The organism is Salinicola sp. CPA57 (genome assembly GCF_003206035.1).
Lineage (GTDB): Bacteria > Pseudomonadota > Gammaproteobacteria > Pseudomonadales > Halomonadaceae > Salinicola > Salinicola socius.
In genome coordinates this window covers 82669-100997 of the sequence record NZ_PZJR01000005.1, presented here as the reverse complement: position 1 = coordinate 100997, position 18329 = coordinate 82669, and the positions used below count along the sequence as shown (strand labels likewise).

Genomic DNA, 18329 nt, shown 5'->3' with positions numbered 1-18329 from the left:
CTCTTCCGTCGGGATGAGACCTAACGAATCATTGACGGAAGTTTGTGGCGAGCCATTGGCTCGCCTTTTTTATGGCCGACGTTTTATACCCGGCGTCAAGTGCTGCTTGCATGCCCCGTTCATCGCCCGGCTCGCTCGAGGGCATGTCGGATCCGGGGAGCAAATGTGAATGAAAACGCGGTTTGGTTGTTTCCTTGCCGTGGGTTAAGTCTAATGACGCGCGCCGATGTCAAATCGACGAATGGCGCGTTTCGACTGCCACAAGAGGCCGACAGTGTGAATCATCAAGGACGGAAACCCGCCCAGGGAAAGTCAGGGCGTCTGAAAGCGATCATGGCCGTTGGCCTGGGAGCGGCGAGTCTCATCTGTGCCGGCATGGCCCAGGCCCAGCTCGAGGAGCTGGATGTCATGAAGAATCCGGCCACGGCGGAAAAGCCCTTCGAGGGCACGGCCGAGCTTGGCTATCACAAGATCAGCGGCAACAGTAATAGCGAGAGCCTGCTGGCGGGGGCGGACATGACCTGGTTCAACGCGCCCTGGTCCTACAATCTGCAGCTGAACGCGAGGAGCGCCAGCGACGATGACGAGACCTCGGCGGAGGAGTATCTGGTCGCCGGGCGCACGCGTTACAACCTCTCCACCTACAACTATCTGTTCGGACTGGCACGCTGGGACAAGGATCGGTTCTCGGGTTACGACTCCCAGTCGACCCTGGTGGGCGGCTACGGGCGCCAGCTGCTCATCGGCCCGCCGCAGTCGCTGACCGTGGAAGTGGGCCCGGGTGTACGCCACGACGAGTATGAAGATGGCGGCCATGACAACGTCGGCCTGGTCTACGCTGGCCTGGACTACGACTGGCAGTTCTCCGATACCTCGAATTTCTCTCAATCGTTGGCGACCGAAGCCTCGGAGGAGAACCTCATCGGCCGCTCGGAAACGGCCTTGACGGTGGCGATGAATGACACGCTGTCGCTCAAGCTCGCCTACGAGGTCGAGTTCAACGACAACCCACCGCCGGGCGCCTCCAGCCAGACGGATACCACCACCGGGGTATCGCTGGTCTACAACCTGTGATTCGTCGCAGCGTATGAGCCAGGCACTCTCGTCAGACGAGTGATCAACCAGGCGAGTGATCAACCAGATACGTGAAACGGAAACGGGGCCTTGGCCCCGTTTTTGTTCGATTCATCGCGACGGTACGATTTGGCTCAATTCTGGACCGAGATGACGGAGCCACCGTCGACACGAACATTGCTGCCGTTGACGAACGAGGCGTGCTGCGACACCAGCATGGCGATGACGAAAGCCACTTCCCTGGCCTCCCCGCGGCGTTTGGCGACGATCCCGGGGCGCTCCTCCTCCAGAAAACTCTCGATCGCTTCCTCCAAGGAACAGCCGAGCTGCTCGGCGCGCTGTTTCATCATGCCATCCGTCATCGGCGAGGCGATGAAAGCCGGCGCGACGGTGTTGCAGAGCACGCCATGGGCGGCTTCCTTGTAGGAGAGGTTCTTGATGAACGTGCTGAGCGAGGCCTTGGCGGTGTTGTAGACCGCTTCTTCCCAGTAGGGCTGAACGGTGTTCTCCGACGTGAGGCAGATGAAGCGACCCCAGCCACGATCGCGCATCGCGGGAATGGTCGCTCTTGCCACTCGCACCGCCGAGAAAAAGTCGATCTGCCAGGCGTGTTCGTAATCGTCGTCGCTCAGCTCCAGCGGGTCACCCTTGGCGCCAGTGACGCCTGCGGTATGAACGACGATATCGATCACGCCGAAGCGCTCGATCCCCTGTCGAACCAGCGCATCGACATCCGCCTGATCGGTGACATCGGCGGCAATGCAGAGCGGATCGCCATCGATCTCGACGGCCGCGCGGGAGAGGGCGTCCGCGTCGAGATCGCTGAGAATCAGATTGACGCCTTCGGCGGACAGGCACTGGGCGGTGGCCAGACCGATGCCACCCTGGGCGCCGGTGATCAGTGCGGTTTTACCGCGAATTGCCAAATCCATGGCCAAGCTCCTTGCTTGATGGGAGATTGCTGCGAAGGTATCAAGTGACAATGCCTCCAGCATGGTCAAGGTCGCGGTTTATCGCCAATCGTCGCCATCGATGGTTTGTCTTGCGGCGGGGCTATCGAGCGGCAAGAATGGCGCCCGATCGTGGCTGCCGCACGCGCCGAAGCCAGCCACGAGCCTCACCGAGTCAGAAACCGCTGGCAAAGCGGTGACACCATCATTTGCAGGGAACGCCATGAAATTCCGCCATCTTCCAACGGTGTTGTGCCTGGGCGTCGCCACGCCGGGTGCCGTGCTGGCACAATCGGCCTCGACGCCGTCATCTCCGACGCCCCTGCCCTCGAGTTCATCGGCACAAGCGCAGCCGGTCATCGAAGTCACGGCGCCGCGGCTCGCTCGCGAGCTTTATGCCACCCCGGCCGCCGTCTCGGTGATCGAGCGCGACGAGATCCAGCAGGGCCAGCAGCGGGTTCGGCTGGACGAGTCGCTGGTCACGGTTCCCGGCGTGTTCATCCAGAACCGCGATAACTTCGCTCAAGGACAGCGGGTTTCCATCCGCGGGTTCGGGGCGCGGGCGCCGTTCGGTGTGCGCGGGATCACGGTGATCGTCGATGGTATCCCCTACACCTTGCCGGATGGTCAGGCCCAGCTCGACGCCATCGATCTCGACGGCGCCGAGCGCATCGAGGTGATCCGCGGGCCGGCGGCGGTGCAGTACGGCAACGCCGCCGGTGGCGTGATCAGCGTGACCACCGCCGATGGCAGCGATGATCCCGGCAGCCATATTCGTGTGGAAGGCGGCAGTGACGGCTACCAGAAGTACGCGGTCAGCAACGGTGGCGTGAACGGCCCGTGGTCGCATCACGTCAGCGTGTCGGCGCTCAACGTCGATGGTTATCGAGACCACAGTTCGACCGAGAAATATCTGCTCAACGCCAAGCTGCGGCGTGAACTCGGCAGTGATCGCGCGCTGACGGCGATCGTCAATCTGCTCGACAACCCGCGTTCGGAAGATCCGGGTGGCCTGACCCGCGCACAGGTCCACGAAGATCGCGATCAGGCGGGTGCGTTTACCGAGGAGTACGACACCGGCCAGAGCGTCGATCAGCAGGTGCTGGGGTTGCAGTACCAGGATCTGTCGGCAGGGCCGGGCGAGTTCTACCTCAAGGGGTTCTACCTCCAGCGCGATTTCGAACAGCAGTTGCCTTATCCCGGTGACAGCCTGATCGATTACGACCGCGACTATTACGGCGCCAGCGCCGAATATCATCAGACGCTGAGCCTGGGCGACATGCCGTTGCGTTACGTGGCCGGGCTCGATCTGGCGCGGCAGGAAGACGACCGGGGTCGCCAGAACGTCGAATTCGATGGCACGGTGACCGGCAAGGTCGCCGACGAAACCCAGACGGCCACCTCGGTCGGCACTTTCCTGCAGGGGGACCTCGATCTCACCGAGCGCTGGACGTTGTCGCTGGGCGGGCGCTACGACCGGGTCGATCTCGATATCGACGACGACTATCTCAGTGACGGCGACAACAGCGGCGACCGCGTGTTCCACGAGTGGAGCGGCTCGGCCGGGTTGAGCTATCGCTATCGTCGCGACCACCAGGTCTACGTCAATACCGGAACCGCCTACGAGACGCCGACCTTCTCCGAGTTCGCCAATCCGGCGGGTATCGGCGGCTTCAATCCGGATATCGAACCGCAGAAGTCCTGGAATCGCGAGATCGGCCTGCGCGGCAACTTCGACAATGGTCTCGATTACGACGTGGCGCTGTTCTCGGTGCGGGTGCGCGACGAACTGGTGCCCTACGAGGGAGAGGATGGACGCACCTTCTACGAGAATGCCGGTGACAGCGACCGTGACGGGCTCGAAGTCGCGCTGGGCTGGCAGTTCGATCCGAGCTGGCGCATCGACAGCGCGCTGACCCTGGCCAAGTACGAGTTCGATAGCTACGACGGTGAAGCGGGCGACTACAGCGGCAATCGCATCCCCGGCCTGCCGGAACAGACCTGGGTCAATCGTCTGATCTGGCAGGGGCTGGATCAGCGCTTTGCCGCGCTCGAAACGCAATACGTCGGCGACATGGTGGCCGACAACGCGGGCGACGTCGAAGTCGGCGACTACTGGCTGATCAACCTGCGCGGGGGAGACGGCTGGCGTCTGGGTGGCGATACCGTACTCAAGCTCTACGGCGGTATTCGCAACCTGTTCGATATCGAGCACTACGCCAACGTGCGGATCAATGCCAACAACGACCGCTATTTCGAGCCGGCACCGGGCAGAACGGTCTATGCTGGTATCGGTATCGACTTCTGAGGCGCGGGCATTCGACGCGTCGACAGGGCAAACATGAGAGCGGCGACCGAGTATCGCCGCCATCAACGATGATTCAAGGAACCGCCATGCGTATTCTCATTCCATTCGTCGGGGCCCTGGTCCTGCTCTCCCTGATCGGTGGCTGCACGTTCAACCGCTACAACGATGGGCAGCGCGAGGTGAAGCCGGGCGTGCCTCAGGAAGGGCCGACCAGCAACCCGGCGGATGCATCGCGCGGACAGAATGGTTCCGGCGAGCTGCCGTAACGGTCGCCATCCGTTCTGACTGGATGCAAAAAGCCGCCCGTGGGCGGCTTTTGGGTTGACGGTGCATCGAGGCATCCTGTCAGGCCTGATAGTCGCTCTCGGAGTAGAGCACGCGCAGACGCAGCGTGTGGTCGACCTGCTTGAGCGCTTCCAGCGCCTGCTTGCCGTAGGCCTTGTCGACGTCGATGACGACGTAACCGACCTTGTCGTTGGTCTGCAGGAACTGGCCGGCGATGTTGATGCCATTTTCGGACAACACCCGGTTGATCTCGAACAGCACGCCGGGCACGTTTTCGTGGATGTGCAGCAGGCGGTGCTTGTCCGGATGAGACGGCAGCGCCACTTCGGGGAAGTTGACCGAGGTGATGGTGGTGCCGTTGTCGGAGTAGGTCACCAGCTTCTCGGCGACTTCGATACCGATGTTCTGCTGCGCTTCCAGCGTGGAGCCGCCGATGTGCGGGGTCAGGATCACGTTCTCGAGCCCGCGCAGCGGCGAGGTGAACTCTTCGTCGGCGCCCTTGGGTTCGACCGGGAAGACGTCGATCGCCGCGCCCAGCAGCTTGCCGCTCTTGAGCGACTCGGCCAGGGCCTCGATATCGACGACCGAACCGCGAGAAGCGTTGATCAGAATGCCGCCCTGCTTCATCAGCAAGATCTGCTCGGCGCCGATCATCCAGCGCGTCGAGGGGAGGTCCGGCACGTGGAGGCTGACCACGTCGGCGCGCGCCAGCAGTTCCTCAAGGCTGCCCACCTGACGCGCATTCCCCATCGCCAGCTTGGTCACCACGTCGTAGTAGAGCACGTCGAGGCCGAGCGATTCGGCGAGTACCGAGAGCTGGGCGCCGATGCTGCCGTAGCCGACGATCCCCAGCGTCTTGCCGCGGGTCTCGTGAGAATTCCTGGCGGATTTCAGCCAGCCGCCCTGGTGCGCGCGGGCGTTCTTCTCGGGAATGCCGCGCAGTAGCATGACCGTCTCGGCGAGCACCAGCTCCGCGACCGAACGGGTATTGGAGTAGGGCGCGTTGAACACCGGAATGGCACGCTTCAGTGCCGCATCGAGGTCGACCTGATTGGTGCCGATACAGAAACAGCCGACCGCGGTCAGTTTTTCGGCCGCGTCGAAGACCCGCTCGGTAAGCTGGGTTCGTGAGCGAATGCCGATGAAGTGCACGTCGCGGATCTTGTCGATCAGATCCTCTTCGGTCAGCGACGTGGAGAGCGTCTCGATGCTGGTGTAACCCGCGTTCAGCAGCGTGTCCACGGCGGACTGGTGGATACCCTCGAGCAGGAGGATCTTGATCTTGCTCTTGTCCAGAGACGTCTTGGCCATTGGTGGATCAACCCTTCTTCATCGGCTTGTGGCGACGGTGGCATCAAAGCGGCGTCGCGGTCATGGGGAAGACCTGGCGGGGCTGTAGCAGGAGCCTCCGCTTCAGCGGCGCCAGCGGGCGCACAGCTTAACACAGGCGCTGTGTGGCGGGATGAAAATGACGCGTCTTCAACGTGAAGCGAATGCATCCGCCTTGCGCCTCTCCTCGCGCATGCAGCTATCCAGAACCGGGTTCGTACGGTCCCACGGCAGATTCGTACGGTCCCACAGCAGAACAGGGGCTCGGATTTGCCGCCAAGGGCAGACGACCCCCGGGGGCAGCGGTGTATACTGAGGAGCCGTTTCCGAACTGGCGCGGCGGCGTTTCGGCGCTCGCGCCTCGAAGAACGCGCTCGGCGCCATTGCGGCGTTTGCGAGCGATGACATGAGAGTCCCATGCCCGACAAGATGGCTGACAAGGAAGTTCCCCAGGACGTCTCGACGGACGTTTCCCAGAACGTTGCTCAGGATTTTGCCGCCACGCTGGACCAGCTCGAGACGCTGGTAGCCCAGCTCGAGTCCGGTGAATTGTCGCTGGAAGCCTCGTTGACGGCGTTCGAGCGCGGCATTCGGCTGACGCGGGATGCCCAGCATCGGCTCGATAGCGCAGAACTCAAGGTGCAGGCGTTGCTCGAACAGGGCGACGGATCGCTGCAGGCCGCGCCGTTCGAGGCCCACGAACCGTTCGACGGCCGGGAGCCGAACGATGGGCGTTGAGATGCCTCTTGCCGAGGGACGGATCGACGCCGCGCGCGCGCGAAGCGAGCAGGTGCTGGCCGAGTGGCTCGATCGTCGGGATGGAGCCTGCGCGCCCCTCGACGATGCCATTCGCTACAGCGTGCTGGGTACCGGCAAGCGGCTGCGTCCGGTGCTGGTCTATCTGGCCGGACGGGCGCTCGGCGCCGAAGAGCGCGCGCTGGATGCGCCTGCGGCGGCCATCGAGATGATCCACGCCTATTCGCTGGTCCATGATGATCTGCCGGCAATGGATGATGACGACCTGCGCCGCGGCCGGCCGACGGTGCATCGCGCCTTCGACGAGCCGCTGGCGATTCTGGCCGGCGATGCGCTGCAGACGCTGGCGTTCGAGGCGTTGGCGTCCCGCCCCCATCCACGTCTGGGTGCGCTGATCACCACGCTCGCTCAGGCGGCGGGCCGGGATGGCATGGCGGCGGGGCAGGCGATCGATCTGGGTGCCGTCGGCGCGTCGATGGATCTCGCGATGTTGCAGGCGATGCATCAGCACAAGACCGGCGCATTGATTCGCGCCGCGGTGCGTTTGGGCGCGCTGGTGGCGGTCGACGAGACCGACCCGCGGGTCGCGGCACTGGATCGTTACGCCGCCGCGATGGGTCTGGCGTTCCAGATCCACGACGACGTACTCGACGTCACCGGCGATACCCAGACGCTGGGCAAGATCTCCGGCGCCGATGCACGTCGTGAAAAACCTACCTATCCCGCCCTGCTCGGTGTCGAGCAGGCGAAAGATCGCGCCCGCGAGCTGCTGAACGAAGCGCTCGAATCTCTCGAGCCGCTGGGCGAGGCCGGCCAACCGCTGGCGGCGCTGGCTCGATTCATGATCGATCGCGATCACTGACCGGTAACGACATGTCCATGAAGCTGTTCGATGAAATTCCCACGCAGCGGCCCCTGACGCCGCTGCTCGATACGCTCGAATCGCCGGCGGCATTGCGTGACATGTCGCTGTCGCAGCAACGCCAGGTGGCCGACGAACTGCGCGCCTACCTGCTCTACAGCGTGGGCTGCAGCGGCGGCCATTTCGGCGCCGGGCTCGGCGTGGTCGAATTGACCGTGGCGCTGCACCGGGCGCTGGAAACCCCGCACGACCGATTGCTGTGGGACGTTGGCCATCAGGCCTACCCGCACAAGATTCTGACCGGCCGGCGCGAAGCGCTGTCGAGCATTCGCCAGTACGGCGGCCTGGCGGCGTTCCCGCGGCGCGAGGAATCGCCATACGACACCTTCGGCGTCGGCCACTCGAGCACATCGATTTCGGCGGCGCTGGGCATGGCGCTGAGCGCCCGGACCAAGGGCGAGAAACGCCGTGTCTGCGCGGTGATCGGCGACGGCGCGCTGACGGCGGGCATGGCGTTCGAGGCGCTGGCCCACGCCGGGCACGTCGACGCCAACCTGCTGGTCGTGCTCAACGACAACGAGATGTCGATCTCGGAAAACGTCGGCGGGATGGCGAGCTACCTGACACGCATTCTGACCAGCAAGCCATATGCCGCCATGCGCGAGAACGGCAAGCGCGTGCTGTCGCACCTGCCCGGTGCGCTGGAGTTCGCCCGGCGCACGGAGGAGCACGTCAAGGGCATGATCGGCCCGGCAACGCTGTTCGAGGAGATGGGCTTCAACTATCTCGGGCCGATCGACGGTCACGACCTGGCGGCGCTGAATCAGGCGCTGGAAGCCGTGCGCGATCTCGACGGTCCGCAGTTCCTGCATATTCGTACCCGCAAGGGGCGTGGCTTTCGGCCGGCGGAAGCCGACCCGATCGGCTTCCATGCGATCACCAAGCTGGAAAAGGCGCCACCGAGGCCACCGGAAGTGGACGCCACCACGCCGCCGACTGCCGCGACGAGCGCAGCGGGATCGACAGCGGAGCCGAAACCGCGTTCGAAACCGAGAAAGTACTGCAACGTCTTCGGCGACTGGCTGTGCGATATGGCGGCCGCGGATCCAAGGCTGATCGGGATTACCCCCGCGATGCGCGAAGGCTCCGATCTGATTCGCTTTTCGCAGCTCTATCCCGAGCGCTATTTTGATGTGGCGATCGCCGAGCAGCACGCGGTGACGCTGGCGGCCGGCATGGCCTGCGAAGCGATGAAGCCGGTGGTGGCGATCTACTCGACCTTCCTGCAGCGCGGCTACGATCAGCTCGTCCACGATATCGCCGTCCAGCATCTCGATGTCACCTTCGCCATCGATCGCGCCGGTCTCGTTGGCGAAGATGGGCCGACGCACCACGGTGCGCTGGATCTCTCCTTTCTGCGCTGCATACCCGGCATGCTCATTCTGGCGCCGGCGGACGAGGCCGAGTGCCGGGCGATGCTCTCCACCGCCTACGATCACGACGGCCCGGCGGCGGTGCGTTATCCGCGCGGTACCGGCCCGGGCAGCGAGATCCCCACGGATCTGGTCGCGCGGATTCCCGTCGGCAAGGCCGAATTACGTCGTGAAGCGACCGCACAGCAGGACGCGCGCATCGCGCTACTGGCCTTCGGCAGCCTCAATACGCCGGCGAGCGACGTGGCCGAGCGCCTGAATGCGACGCACCTCAACATGCGCTCGGTGAAGCCGCTGGATCGTGAAGCGATTCTGAAGGCGGCCAGGGACCACGACCTGCTGGTGACGCTCGAAGAGAACGTGGTGGCCGGCGGCGCCGGTAGCGGCGTCGTCGAGCTGCTGGCGGCGGAAGGTGTCCAGGTTCAGGTGCTCAATCTGGGCATTCCCGACACTTTCGTCGAGCATGGCAAGCCGGCCGAACTACTGCGCGATTGCGGTCTGGATGCCGATGGCATCGAAGCAGCCATTCGCCTCCGACTCCACACGAACAACGACTGATAGGACCCTCATGTCAATTGCCATTCTGATCGGTGCCGTCATCGGCTATCTCTTCGGCAAGCTGCCGGGACTCTTGATCGGCGCTGCCATCGGCTGGTGGATCAGCCGAAAGCTTCGCAGCACCCTGGTGGGGCGCGTCGTCAATATCCAGCACCAGTTCCTGGAATCCACGTTCGCGGTGATGGGCTGTGTCTGCAAGGTCGACGGCCATATTACCGAGGACGAGATCCGGACGGCGGAGATGCTGTTCGACCGCCTCAATCTGAGCGGAGAGATGCGTGAACGTGCCAAGGCCGCATTCAACCGCGGCAAGGCACCGGAATTCGATCTCGACGCGGAGGTCGAAACGATCCGCCGCGTTACCGGCGGCCAGCGGGCGCTGCTGCAGGTGTTCCTGCAGGTGCAGCTGGCGGCGATCGCTGCTGACGGAGAAATGCATCCTGCCGAGCATGAGGTGCTGCTTCGCGTGGCGCGTGGGCTTGGCTTCTCCGAGGCCGAGATCCAGCAGATCGAGGCGATGCTGCGTGGCGGTGCCCATCAAGGCGCCGGCGGTGCGAGCAGCGGGCAGTCGCTGGAAGACGCCTATCGTGTGCTCGGCATTTCCGAGGATGCCTCCGATGCCGAGCTCAAGCGCGCCTATCGCAAGCTGATGAGCGAGAATCATCCTGACAAGCTGGCCGGCAAGGGGCTGCCGGAGAGCATGCGCGAGATGGCCAAGGAGCGCACCAGCGAGATCAGCAACGCCTACGACCTGATCAAGAAAACGCGAGATCAGCGCGGCTGAAGACATCATGAGAGGGCTGCGGTCGCTATTGTCTCGCGGCAGTTAACACGCTTAGATAGAGGTTCGAACGCCGAGACTGCCACGACAGGGACGTGAGTGCATGCCAGCGAAGGCCGATCTCTACCGTACTGCCGCCCGAGTGCTGGGCACGATCGACAAGCGTGGTTGGGTGCTGCGTTATCGCTACGGCGACCGGCGGCTGCTCGAGGATGTGGTGCTGCCCACGCTCGATCGGGATCCGGCGGTGGAGAACCTGCTGCTGGTGGGCTGCGCCTGGTACACCCGGCACTATCCGCAACTGTTGCCGCGCAAGCGGGTCACGACCATGGAGATCGATCCGGCCAAGGCAGCGTTCGGCGGCGATCCGCACATCGTCGCCGACATGACCGATATTGCCGAGCATCTGGCCCCGGAAAGCCTGGATGCGGTGATCTGCAACGGCGTGCTGGGCTGGGGACTCGACGAACCCGATGCCGTGGAATCGGCGTTCGCGGGGGCGGCGGCGTGCCTGCGGCCGGGCGGGCTTTTCCTGCTGGGCTGGAACGACATTCCGCCACGCAATGGCTGTCCGCCGGATACGATCGCCGCCCTCGACGGATTGGAAATCGCTGATATTCCCGGCCTCGAGACTCACTCCCTGATTGCGCTCGAACGCAACCAGCACTGCTATCAGGCTTACCGCAAGCCCCAGGCAGTCTGATCAATCCGCCGTCACCCCCCGCCAGAATACCGACCAGACGCCCTCGAACCGGCGCTCGAGCTCCTGCCTTTCATACACGAAGGTCTCCGAAAGCAGTCCGTCGACGATGCAGTAGAAGGCGGCGATGAAATGGTCGTCGGTCAGGGTCGCGCGCAAGGCGCCGGCTCGGCGTCCGGACTGGACGAAGGCGATCAGGCGGCGATCGATCCGGGACTCGCCCTGGTCGATGATCGCCTCGGCTTCGGTGACGAGTTCCTGCGGCGGAAACAGCAGGAAGCGCTTGTAAAACACGCCCTGATGCTCGCGGTAGGCGAAGGTCGCGCACTGTTGCAGCAGATGGCGCAGCCGCTGCTCGAACGGGGCCTGGGCCATCCTGGCCAGGCTGGCATCGATCAGGGCGATCATGTCGTCGTCGGCATCGCGGGACAGCTCCAGGAACAGCGCCGCCTTGCTGTCGAAATGGTTGTAGATCGAGGGCTTCTTGATGCCGGCGGCGGTCGCGATCTGTGCCAGCGTCGTGCCTTCGTAGCCATGGCGGGCGAACAGCGACAGGCCGATCTGCTTGAGGCGATCTCGAGTGTTCAAGAGGTCATCTTCCCGTGAAGTTGAGGGCATGGCTTGCCAAGCTTGCCAGGCCGAAATAGACTAACGACCGTTAGTTAGTCATTTTTTATCGAACGGATCAAGTCATGATGCGACCGCAATGGGGGATTCTGCCGCTCGCCGGTCTGGCCGAGGTTGGCTGGGCAGCCGGTCTGAAGCATGCCGAGAGCTTTACCGACTGGCTGCTGACGATCGTGCTGGCGATCACCAGCCTGTGGCTCGCCTCCCGCGCGGTGCGTTACCTGCCGACCAGCACCGTTTACACGATATTCGTCGGGCTGGGCGCGGCGGGTACGGCGATGGCCGACTGGATCTTCTTCGGGGTGCCGTTTCACTGGCCGGTACTGGCGTTCATCGCGCTGCTGCTGGTCGGCGTGATCGGATTACAGCAGGTGAACGACTGATGGAACCGACGACGTTTCACTGGATGGCGCTACTGGCATCGGGCTGCTTCGAAATCGTCGGCGTGACCGGCTTCGATCGGCTCAATCGTGGCCGGCGGCGAAGCGGTTTGCTGCTCCTGGCCGGCGGCTTCGGCTGCTCGCTCGGCCTGCTGTCCATCGCCATGCGCTCGATCGACATGGGCGTGGCCTACGCCATCTTCACCGGCATCGGCACGCTCGGCAGCACGCTGATGGGCATGCTGTTCTGGCATGAATCGCGACGCCCGTTGCGACTGGCGTTCGTGGCGACGATCGTTGCCGCCGTGGTAGGACTCAAGCTGGTGAGCTGAGAACGCGTGTCGGCGGTGTCGATCGAAAGGACGACGTTGACAGCCCTCCGGGCAAGGGGCGCTGGCTGCATCTCTCCCCGGCACCTACGCTGACAGCTTCTTTGTCCACTGCTTGATCAGGAGGCTATCCATGCATCCGATCGTCCACACGATCGTCGTCGGGATCATCAGTTATCTGGTTCTGATCGCCATCATCCGCCTCTCCGGCAAGCGCACGCTGTCGAAGTGGAACGCCTTCGACTTCGTGGTCACCATCGCGCTGGGGTCGACGCTATCGACGGCGCTGGTCTCGCCGAAGGTTTCGTTGGCTCAAAGCATCACGGCGTTTCTGGTCATCGTGGTGATGCAGTTCGTGATCACGTTTTCCTCGGTGCGCTCCCGTGCCGTCAAGAATCTGATCAAGTCGCAACCGACGCTGCTGCTGTTTCAGGGCCAGTTCCGCCAGGAGGCGATGGCCCAGGAGCGTGTCGTCGAGGCCGAGGTACGTGCGGCGATTCGCGAAAATGGCATCGCCGACGTCGAGCGCGTGCACGCGGTGGTGCTGGAGACCGACGGCACATTCAGTGTCATTCCCGATGCCGGCGGCAGCGATTCGGCGCTGCAGGGGGTGGCCGGGCTCTCGTCGAGACGAGTGTGACGTTGACGGGGCAGCCGGCCGGTCTCCGTGTTGCCGTTCAGCTCGCCTCGTGCGATGAGGCCGGGGCGGGTTCCGCGTCCAGAAAACCGCCGGACTGGCGACGCCATAGCCGTGCATAAAGGCCGTTGTGACGAATCAGTTCGGCATGGCTCCCCGCTTCGACGATGCGGCCGCGCTCCATGACGACGAGCCGGTCCATGGCGGCGATGGTGGAGAGGCGGTGGGCAATGGCGATCACCGTCTTGCCCTGCATCAGCCGGTCCAGATTTTCCTGGATCGCCGCCTCGACGTCGGAATCCAGCGCCGAGGTCGCTTCGTCGAGAATCAGGATCGGCGCATCCTTGAGCATGACGCGGGCGATGGCGAGGCGCTGGCGCTGGCCGCCGGAGAGCTTGACGCCACGCTCCCCGACATGGGCATCGAAGCCTTCCCGGCCGTGAACGTCTCGCAGGGACTCGATGAAATCCGAAACGTGGGCCTGCTTCGCCGCCTGCCATGCCATGTCGTCGGTGGCGTCCGGGCGGCCGTAGAGCAGGTTGTCGCGCACCGAGCGATGCAGCAGCGAAGTATCCTGCGTCACCATGCCGATCTGTGCGCGCAGGCTCTCCTGAGTCACTTCCGAGATATCCTGCCCGTCGATGCGAATCGCCCCATTTTCCAGGTCGTAGAATCGCAGCAGCAGATTGACCAGCGTCGACTTGCCCGCGCCCGAAGGCCCGATCAGGCCGATCTTCTCGCCGGGCCGGATCGTCAGCGACAGATCGTCGATGACGCCGCCACCCTTGCCGTAGTGAAAGCGGATACGGTCGAAGACGATCTCGCCGCGATCGATGTCTAACGGCTGCGCCTCGGATTCATCCTCGATCTGGTGTGGCAGCGACAGTGTCGCCATGCCGTCCTGCACGGTGCCGATGTTCTCGAATAGCCCCGACACTTCCCACATGATCCACTGCGACATGCCCCATAGCCGCATCACCAGACCCAGCGCCACCGCGACGGCGCCCACGCTGACGGCCTCCGCCAGCCACAGCTGGATCGACAGCCAGCCGATGCTGAACAACAGCAGCGCGTTGAGCAGGTAGAGTAACCCGTAGAGGCCTGTGACCAGCCGCATCTGGCGGTGCACGGTGACCAGGAAACCGTCCATGCTCTCCTTGGCGAACTTGGCCTCGCGGCTGGCATGCGAGAACAGTTTGACGGTCTGGATGTTGCTGTAGCTGTCGACGATGCGACCGGTCATGCGTGAACGGGCGTCGGCCTGGGATTTCGACACCCGGCCCATGATAGGCACGAAGATCTTCAGCAAAATGAGATAGCCGGCAAGCCACGCCACCAGCGGAATCGCCAGGCGCCAATCGGCGTTGCCCATCAGGATCAGCGTCCCCAGGAAGTAGACGCTGACGTAGTTGAGCACGTCGAACAGCTTGATCACGCACTCGCGCACGGCCAGCGAGGTCTGCATCACCTTGGTCGCGATGCGCCCGGCGAACTCGTCCTGATAGAAATGCATCGACTGCCGCAGCAGATAGCGATGGGCCATCCAGCGAATGCGCATGGGAAAGTTGCCCATCAGCGTCTGCTGGCTGAACAGCGAGTGCAGCCAGACCAGGCCAGGCAGCAAAATCAGCACGATGAAAGCCATGCCGGCCAGTTTCCAGCCCTGATTGGCCAGGAACGTCTCGCGATCCTGCGCCGCCAGCCAGTCGACGATGTTGCCGAGAAAACCGAACATCCATACCTCGATGCCGGCAATCAGCGCCATCAGCACCGTGGCCGCCATCAGATAGGGCCAGGCGCCACGGGTGTAATGCAGACAGAAAGCGATCAACGTGTCCGGCGGGCGCTGCGGCTCCTGCGGCGGGAAGGGGTCGAGACGGTTTTCGAACCAGCGAAACATGGCAATCCTTGAGGAAGGGGCGTGACGAACTGGCCAGCGCTCATCGAGCGTCGCTGCCAGCCAGTACCGATCATAGGGCTCGTGGGGGCTTTGGCAATCCGCTCGCCGCCATCATTGGTCCTTCCTGTCCGTTCTTCCCAGAGTTGGCGTCAGGCCTGGAACGGCAGCACGGCGGTATAGACCGCGAAGAAATGGCAGACGCTGCCGCCGATCACGAACAGGTGCCAGATGGCGTGATGGAAGGGAATGGCACGGATGGCGTAGAAGATCACGCCCACGGTGTAGATGATACCGCCGGCGACCAGCAGGGCAATACCGCGATCGGGAAGGCGATCGGCCAGACTGCCGGAGGCGATCAGAATCAGCCAGCCCATGATCAGATAGATGAAGACGCGCAGCACGCCGAAACGGTGCGGCCAGGCCAGACGAAGCGCAATTCCCCCCAATGCCAGGCTCCAGATGATCGCGAACAGCGCCCAGCCGGTGGGGCCGCGTAGATTGACCAGCAGGAATGGGGTGTAGGTGCCGGCGATCAGCAGATAGATGGCGCAGTGATCGAAAGCCTGGAAGACGCGCTTCAAACGCCGGCTGCGGAAACCGTGGTAGAGCGTCGAGGCGGTATAAAGCAGCAGCAGGCAGCAACCGTAGAGCGAGATGCTGACGATCTTCCAGGGGTCGACGTGGGCGGCGATGCTGGCGAGCACGATCAGCACGATCATGCCGACGAGACTCAGGGCGGCGCCGATGCCGTGGCTGATGCTGTGCAGCCACTCCTCGAGATGCGAGAACTCTGCCCCCGGTTCAGTGGCTGTCGTTCGAGCGGCTCGTGGTGCAGCCGGTTGGTGTGATGAGAGTTTGGACATGTTTTTCGAAACCCCAGGCAATGAAGGCGGCAGGAGTTGAAAGCTGTCGTTGAGACTGATTTGCGCGCTTGGCGTTCAGTATCCGGTTCCATGATGACGCCGATATGACGTCGGCGACAGCCCACGAAGGCGTGGAACGAGTCAATTCAGGCGTCGCGTTCGATATCCACACTGCTGGCAGGCGTGAAATCGTCCAGATCCATCATGTGATCGAGCTTGCCGACCTTGGTGGTCAGGTAATGCTCGTTGAACGGATTGCGGCCGGTGGTGATCGGCAGGCGCTCGTGGATCTCCACCCCATCCTGGCTCAGGGCCTCGACCTTGCGCGGATTGTTGGTCATCAGTCGCAGCGACTGGATGCCCAGATGCGCGAGCATCGGCACGCAGATATCGTAGCGGCGCTGATCGGCGCCGAATCCCAGTCGCTCGTTGGCCTCGACGGTATCGGCCCCGTCGTCCTGAAGAGCATAGGCACGGATCTTGTTGAGCAGACCGATGCCGCGACCTTCCTGACGCAGATAGAGCAGCGCGCCACGTCCTTCATCGGCGATTCGCTTGAGCGCTTCCTGGAGTTGGTAGCCGCAGTCGCAGCGCATCGAGAACAGGGCATCACCGGTCAGGCATTCCGAATGCACGCGGGCCAGGACCGGCGCCGGCGTGGTGACGTCGCCGAGGGTCAGCACGACGTGTTCCTTGCCGCTGGACTCTTCCTGGAAGCCGTGCAGCATGAACGTCGCCCAAGGGGTGGGCAGTTGCGATGCGGCGATGAAGCGGATCGTCACGATGACCTCGCGATATGGGGAAACGCTCGAAGGCTTCGGCATCGAATGCCTGGACCAGAGCGCCGATAATTAAAGGGGCAGCATTATAACAGGCCCGCCGGCCGATCCGTTACAATGAGAGCAAATCTCGAACGTAAAAGGCTGTCATGACTTTCTCCAAGGATACCCAGCCGCAGACGCTTTCCCAGGATCTCCCGCCGCAGGCGCTGCATAACGATCGCCTGTTGCGGGCGCTGGCTCGTCAACCGCTCGATCGCACGCCGGTCTGGATGATGCGACAGGCCGGCCGCTACCTGCCGGAGTATCGTCAGACTCGCGCCCACGCGGGGAGCTTCATGGATCTGTGCCGCAATGCCGAGCTGGCCTGCGAGGTGACGCTGCAGCCGCTGGAGCGCTACCCGCTGGACGCCGCGATCCTGTTCTCGGACATTCTCACCATTCCGGATGCCATGGGCCTCGGGCTCTACTTCGAGACCGGCGAGGGCCCCAAGTTCCGCAAGACGGTGCGCTCCGCCGGGGACGTTGCCGCGCTGACGGCGCCGGACGCCGAGCGCGATCTCGATTACGTCATGAACGCGGTCGCCACGATCCGTCGCGAGCTCAACGGCCGCGTGCCGCTGATCGGCTTCTCCGGTAGCCCGTGGACGCTGGCGACCTATATGGTCGAAGGCGGCTCGAGCAAGGATTTCCGTCACCTCAAAGCGATGCTCTACGGCGATCCGGAGACGCTGCACAGTCTGCTCGGTCTGTTGGCGACTGCGGTCACCGACTATCTCAACGCCCAGATCCGTGCCGGCGCTCAGGTCGTGCAGATCTTCGATACCTGGGGCGGGGCCCTCTCCACGCCAGCCTATCGCGAGTTTTCGCTGGCCTACATGCAGCGCATCGTCAGCGGCCTGATTCGCGAGCACGGCGGTCGTCGCGTACCGGTGATCCTGTTCACCAAGAACGGCGGGCAGTGGCTCGAGTCGATCGCCGACAGCGGCTGCGACGCCGTGGGCCTGGACTGGACCACGGAACTGAGCGACGCTCGGCGTCGCGTCGGGGGGCGGGTAGCGCTGCAGGGCAATCTCGATCCCAACGTGCTGTTCGCGCCGCCGTCGCGGATTCGTGAAGAGGTAGCGCGCATTCTCGAAAGCTTCGGGCCGGGCGAGGGACATGTCTTCAACCTGGGCCACGGCATCAGCCAGTTCACCGATCCGGACCACGTCACCGCGTTCATGGACGCCCTGCATGAACTCAGTCCCGCCTACCATCGCTGAGCCTGGCAGCAGAGAGCCAGTCAGCCGAGCGCCTGCCGGTACAGAGTTCGGGGATGGCCTGCTGCTGTTCGACGCCGGCTGCCCGTTCTGCCGGCGTTCGGTGCGCTGGCTGCTGGCGCACGAACGCGACGGCAGCCAGCTGCGCATTGCCGGGCTGTCGAGTGCGGTATCCCGCCGGATCGGGGCGCATTACCAGATCGATTTCGCCGCTACCGACAGCATCTGGTATGTCGCCGACGGCGAGCTCAGCCGCAACAGCGATGCCGCCTGGCGTCTCGCCGCCCGACTGCAGGGAAAGTGGCAGCATCTCGGCGCGCTGCGGCGGGTGCCGCGGCCCCTGCGCGAGAGCGGCTACCGTTTCATCGGCGATCACCGGCACCGGCTGGCATTCGTCGGTGGCGAGCGTCTCGAAGGTCATGCGCGCTGGCTCAAGACGCTGACGCCCGAATTCTGTCGACGCTGCGGACTGCCGCCGCAACTGGCCGACGGACAGTGAACTTCGACCGGCGACGC

General features: G+C 63.8%; 19 protein-coding genes. 13 read left to right on the top strand and 6 right to left on the bottom strand.

The genetic code is table 11. From position 1 onward, the window contains the following. Positions 1-276 precede the first annotated feature (276 nt). Positions 277-1074, top strand: a complete 798-nt coding sequence (locus DOM36_RS06945) for a DUF481 domain-containing protein (RefSeq protein WP_157958583.1) — start codon at positions 277-279, stop codon at positions 1072-1074. 134 nt (positions 1075-1208) lie between these two features. On the opposite strand, the gene DOM36_RS06940 is transcribed toward DOM36_RS06945, so the two are convergent. Further along, entirely contained in the window at positions 1209-2006 is a 798-nt protein-coding gene (locus tag DOM36_RS06940; RefSeq protein WP_075568443.1) for an SDR family oxidoreductase, read from the bottom strand. 241 nt (positions 2007-2247) lie between these two features. Between DOM36_RS06940 and DOM36_RS06935 the strand changes: the two genes are divergently transcribed. Both DOM36_RS06935 and DOM36_RS06930 read left to right on the top strand, forming a co-directional pair. After that, on the top strand, positions 2248-4332 hold the full coding sequence (locus DOM36_RS06935) for a TonB-dependent receptor (protein WP_110642148.1): 2085 nt from the start codon (positions 2248-2250) through the stop codon (positions 4330-4332). 86 nt (positions 4333-4418) lie between these two features. Then, positions 4419-4598: a hypothetical protein gene (locus DOM36_RS06930; protein WP_075568445.1), complete on the top strand. Its 180-nt coding sequence runs from the start codon at positions 4419-4421 to the stop codon at positions 4596-4598. Between the two features lie 79 nt (positions 4599-4677). Here the strand turns inward: DOM36_RS06930 and serA are convergent, their stop codons facing one another. Beyond that, entirely contained in the window at positions 4678-5928 is a 1251-nt protein-coding gene (gene serA / locus DOM36_RS06925) for a phosphoglycerate dehydrogenase (protein ID WP_075568446.1), read from the bottom strand. Positions 5929-6375: 447 nt separating this feature from the next. On the opposite strand from serA, the gene DOM36_RS06920 reads away from it, so the two are divergent. From DOM36_RS06920 to DOM36_RS06900, 5 genes are all read left to right on the top strand, one after another. Continuing rightward, on the top strand, positions 6376-6684 hold the full coding sequence (locus DOM36_RS06920; protein WP_110642313.1) for an exodeoxyribonuclease VII small subunit: 309 nt from the start codon (positions 6376-6378) through the stop codon (positions 6682-6684). Next, positions 6674-7564 (top strand): (2E,6E)-farnesyl diphosphate synthase, encoded by an 891-nt coding sequence (gene ispA, locus DOM36_RS06915; protein ID WP_110642146.1) that lies wholly within the window; start codon positions 6674-6676, stop codon positions 7562-7564. The genes DOM36_RS06920 and ispA overlap by 11 nt, the downstream gene beginning before the upstream one ends. Positions 7565-7581: 17 nt before the next feature. Next, positions 7582-9555, top strand: coding sequence for a 1-deoxy-D-xylulose-5-phosphate synthase (gene dxs, locus DOM36_RS06910; protein WP_198651226.1), 1974 nt, complete (start codon positions 7582-7584; stop codon positions 9553-9555). Between the two features lie 10 nt (positions 9556-9565). Continuing rightward, complete coding sequence (gene djlA / locus DOM36_RS06905; RefSeq protein ID WP_075568449.1) at positions 9566-10339, top strand: co-chaperone DjlA; 774 nt, start codon at positions 9566-9568, stop codon at positions 10337-10339. A 100-nt stretch (positions 10340-10439) separates the two neighbouring features. Beyond that, positions 10440-11039, top strand: a complete 600-nt coding sequence (locus DOM36_RS06900) for a class I SAM-dependent methyltransferase (protein WP_075568450.1) — start codon at positions 10440-10442, stop codon at positions 11037-11039. Here DOM36_RS06900 and DOM36_RS06895 read toward each other — a convergent pair whose 3' ends face one another. Then, positions 11040-11624, bottom strand: coding sequence for a TetR/AcrR family transcriptional regulator (locus DOM36_RS06895; protein WP_157958582.1), 585 nt, complete (start codon positions 11622-11624; stop codon positions 11040-11042). 104 nt (positions 11625-11728) lie between these two features. On the opposite strand from DOM36_RS06895, the gene DOM36_RS06890 reads away from it, so the two are divergent. From DOM36_RS06890 to DOM36_RS06880, 3 genes are all read left to right on the top strand, one after another. Beyond that, a complete protein-coding gene (locus DOM36_RS06890) occupies positions 11729-12046 on the top strand; it encodes an SMR family transporter (RefSeq protein WP_083941408.1) in 318 nt (105 codons plus the stop codon). Further along, positions 12046-12375 carry a multidrug efflux SMR transporter gene (locus DOM36_RS06885; RefSeq protein ID WP_075568452.1) on the top strand — a complete coding sequence of 110 codons (330 nt, stop codon included), beginning with the start codon at positions 12046-12048 and terminating at the stop codon, positions 12373-12375. The genes DOM36_RS06890 and DOM36_RS06885 overlap by 1 nt, the downstream gene beginning before the upstream one ends. 130 nt (positions 12376-12505) lie before the next feature. Further along, on the top strand, positions 12506-13012 hold the full coding sequence (locus tag DOM36_RS06880) for a YetF domain-containing protein (protein WP_075568453.1): 507 nt from the start codon (positions 12506-12508) through the stop codon (positions 13010-13012). A 37-nt stretch (positions 13013-13049) separates the two neighbouring features. Here DOM36_RS06880 and DOM36_RS06875 read toward each other — a convergent pair whose 3' ends face one another. The 3 genes from DOM36_RS06875 to ribA form a co-directional block, all read right to left on the bottom strand. Next, the gene (locus tag DOM36_RS06875; RefSeq protein WP_110642140.1) at positions 13050-14909 is read right to left on the bottom strand and encodes an ABC transporter ATP-binding protein; all 1860 of its coding nucleotides are present in this window, start codon (positions 14907-14909) and stop codon (positions 13050-13052) included. A gap of 149 nt (positions 14910-15058) precedes the next feature. Beyond that, entirely contained in the window at positions 15059-15772 is a 714-nt protein-coding gene (locus tag DOM36_RS06870) for a hemolysin III family protein (protein ID WP_075568455.1), read from the bottom strand. A gap of 146 nt (positions 15773-15918) precedes the next feature. Continuing rightward, positions 15919-16554, bottom strand: a complete 636-nt coding sequence (gene ribA, locus DOM36_RS06865; protein WP_075568456.1) for a GTP cyclohydrolase II — start codon at positions 16552-16554, stop codon at positions 15919-15921. A 146-nt stretch (positions 16555-16700) separates the two neighbouring features. On the opposite strand from ribA, the gene hemE reads away from it, so the two are divergent. Both hemE and DOM36_RS06855 read left to right on the top strand, forming a co-directional pair. Beyond that, complete coding sequence (gene hemE, locus DOM36_RS06860) at positions 16701-17816, top strand: uroporphyrinogen decarboxylase (RefSeq protein WP_110642138.1); 1116 nt, start codon at positions 16701-16703, stop codon at positions 17814-17816. After that, positions 17788-18312, top strand: a complete 525-nt coding sequence (locus DOM36_RS06855; protein ID WP_157958581.1) for a DUF393 domain-containing protein — start codon at positions 17788-17790, stop codon at positions 18310-18312. The genes hemE and DOM36_RS06855 overlap by 29 nt, the downstream gene beginning before the upstream one ends. Positions 18313-18329: the final 17 nt, after the last annotated feature.

Bases quoted from the DNA above. Each gene is read 5' to 3' on its own strand.
- DOM36_RS06940 (WP_075568443.1), bottom strand. From the start codon at position 2,006: ATGGATTTGGCAATTCGCGGTAAAACCGCACTGATCACCGGCGCCCAG.
- DOM36_RS06935 (WP_110642148.1), top strand. From the start codon at position 2,248: ATGAAATTCCGCCATCTTCCAACGGTGTTGTGCCTGGGCGTCGCCACG.
- DOM36_RS06930 (WP_075568445.1), top strand. From the start codon at position 4,419: ATGCGTATTCTCATTCCATTCGTCGGGGCCCTGGTCCTGCTCTCCCTG.
- serA (WP_075568446.1), bottom strand. From the start codon at position 5,928: ATGGCCAAGACGTCTCTGGACAAGAGCAAGATCAAGATCCTCCTGCTC.
- DOM36_RS06920 (WP_110642313.1), top strand. From the start codon at position 6,376: ATGGCTGACAAGGAAGTTCCCCAGGACGTCTCGACGGACGTTTCCCAG.
- ispA (WP_110642146.1), top strand. From the start codon at position 6,674: ATGGGCGTTGAGATGCCTCTTGCCGAGGGACGGATCGACGCCGCGCGC.
- dxs (WP_198651226.1), top strand. From the start codon at position 7,582: ATGAAGCTGTTCGATGAAATTCCCACGCAGCGGCCCCTGACGCCGCTG.
- djlA (WP_075568449.1), top strand. From the start codon at position 9,566: ATGTCAATTGCCATTCTGATCGGTGCCGTCATCGGCTATCTCTTCGGC.
- DOM36_RS06900 (WP_075568450.1), top strand. From the start codon at position 10,440: ATGCCAGCGAAGGCCGATCTCTACCGTACTGCCGCCCGAGTGCTGGGC.
- DOM36_RS06890 (WP_083941408.1), top strand. From the start codon at position 11,729: ATGATGCGACCGCAATGGGGGATTCTGCCGCTCGCCGGTCTGGCCGAG.
- DOM36_RS06885 (WP_075568452.1), top strand. From the start codon at position 12,046: ATGGAACCGACGACGTTTCACTGGATGGCGCTACTGGCATCGGGCTGC.
- DOM36_RS06880 (WP_075568453.1), top strand. From the start codon at position 12,506: ATGCATCCGATCGTCCACACGATCGTCGTCGGGATCATCAGTTATCTG.
- DOM36_RS06875 (WP_110642140.1), bottom strand. From the start codon at position 14,909: ATGTTTCGCTGGTTCGAAAACCGTCTCGACCCCTTCCCGCCGCAGGAG.
- DOM36_RS06870 (WP_075568455.1), bottom strand. From the start codon at position 15,772: ATGTCCAAACTCTCATCACACCAACCGGCTGCACCACGAGCCGCTCGA.
- hemE (WP_110642138.1), top strand. From the start codon at position 16,701: ATGACTTTCTCCAAGGATACCCAGCCGCAGACGCTTTCCCAGGATCTC.
- DOM36_RS06855 (WP_157958581.1), top strand. From the start codon at position 17,788: ATGAACTCAGTCCCGCCTACCATCGCTGAGCCTGGCAGCAGAGAGCCA.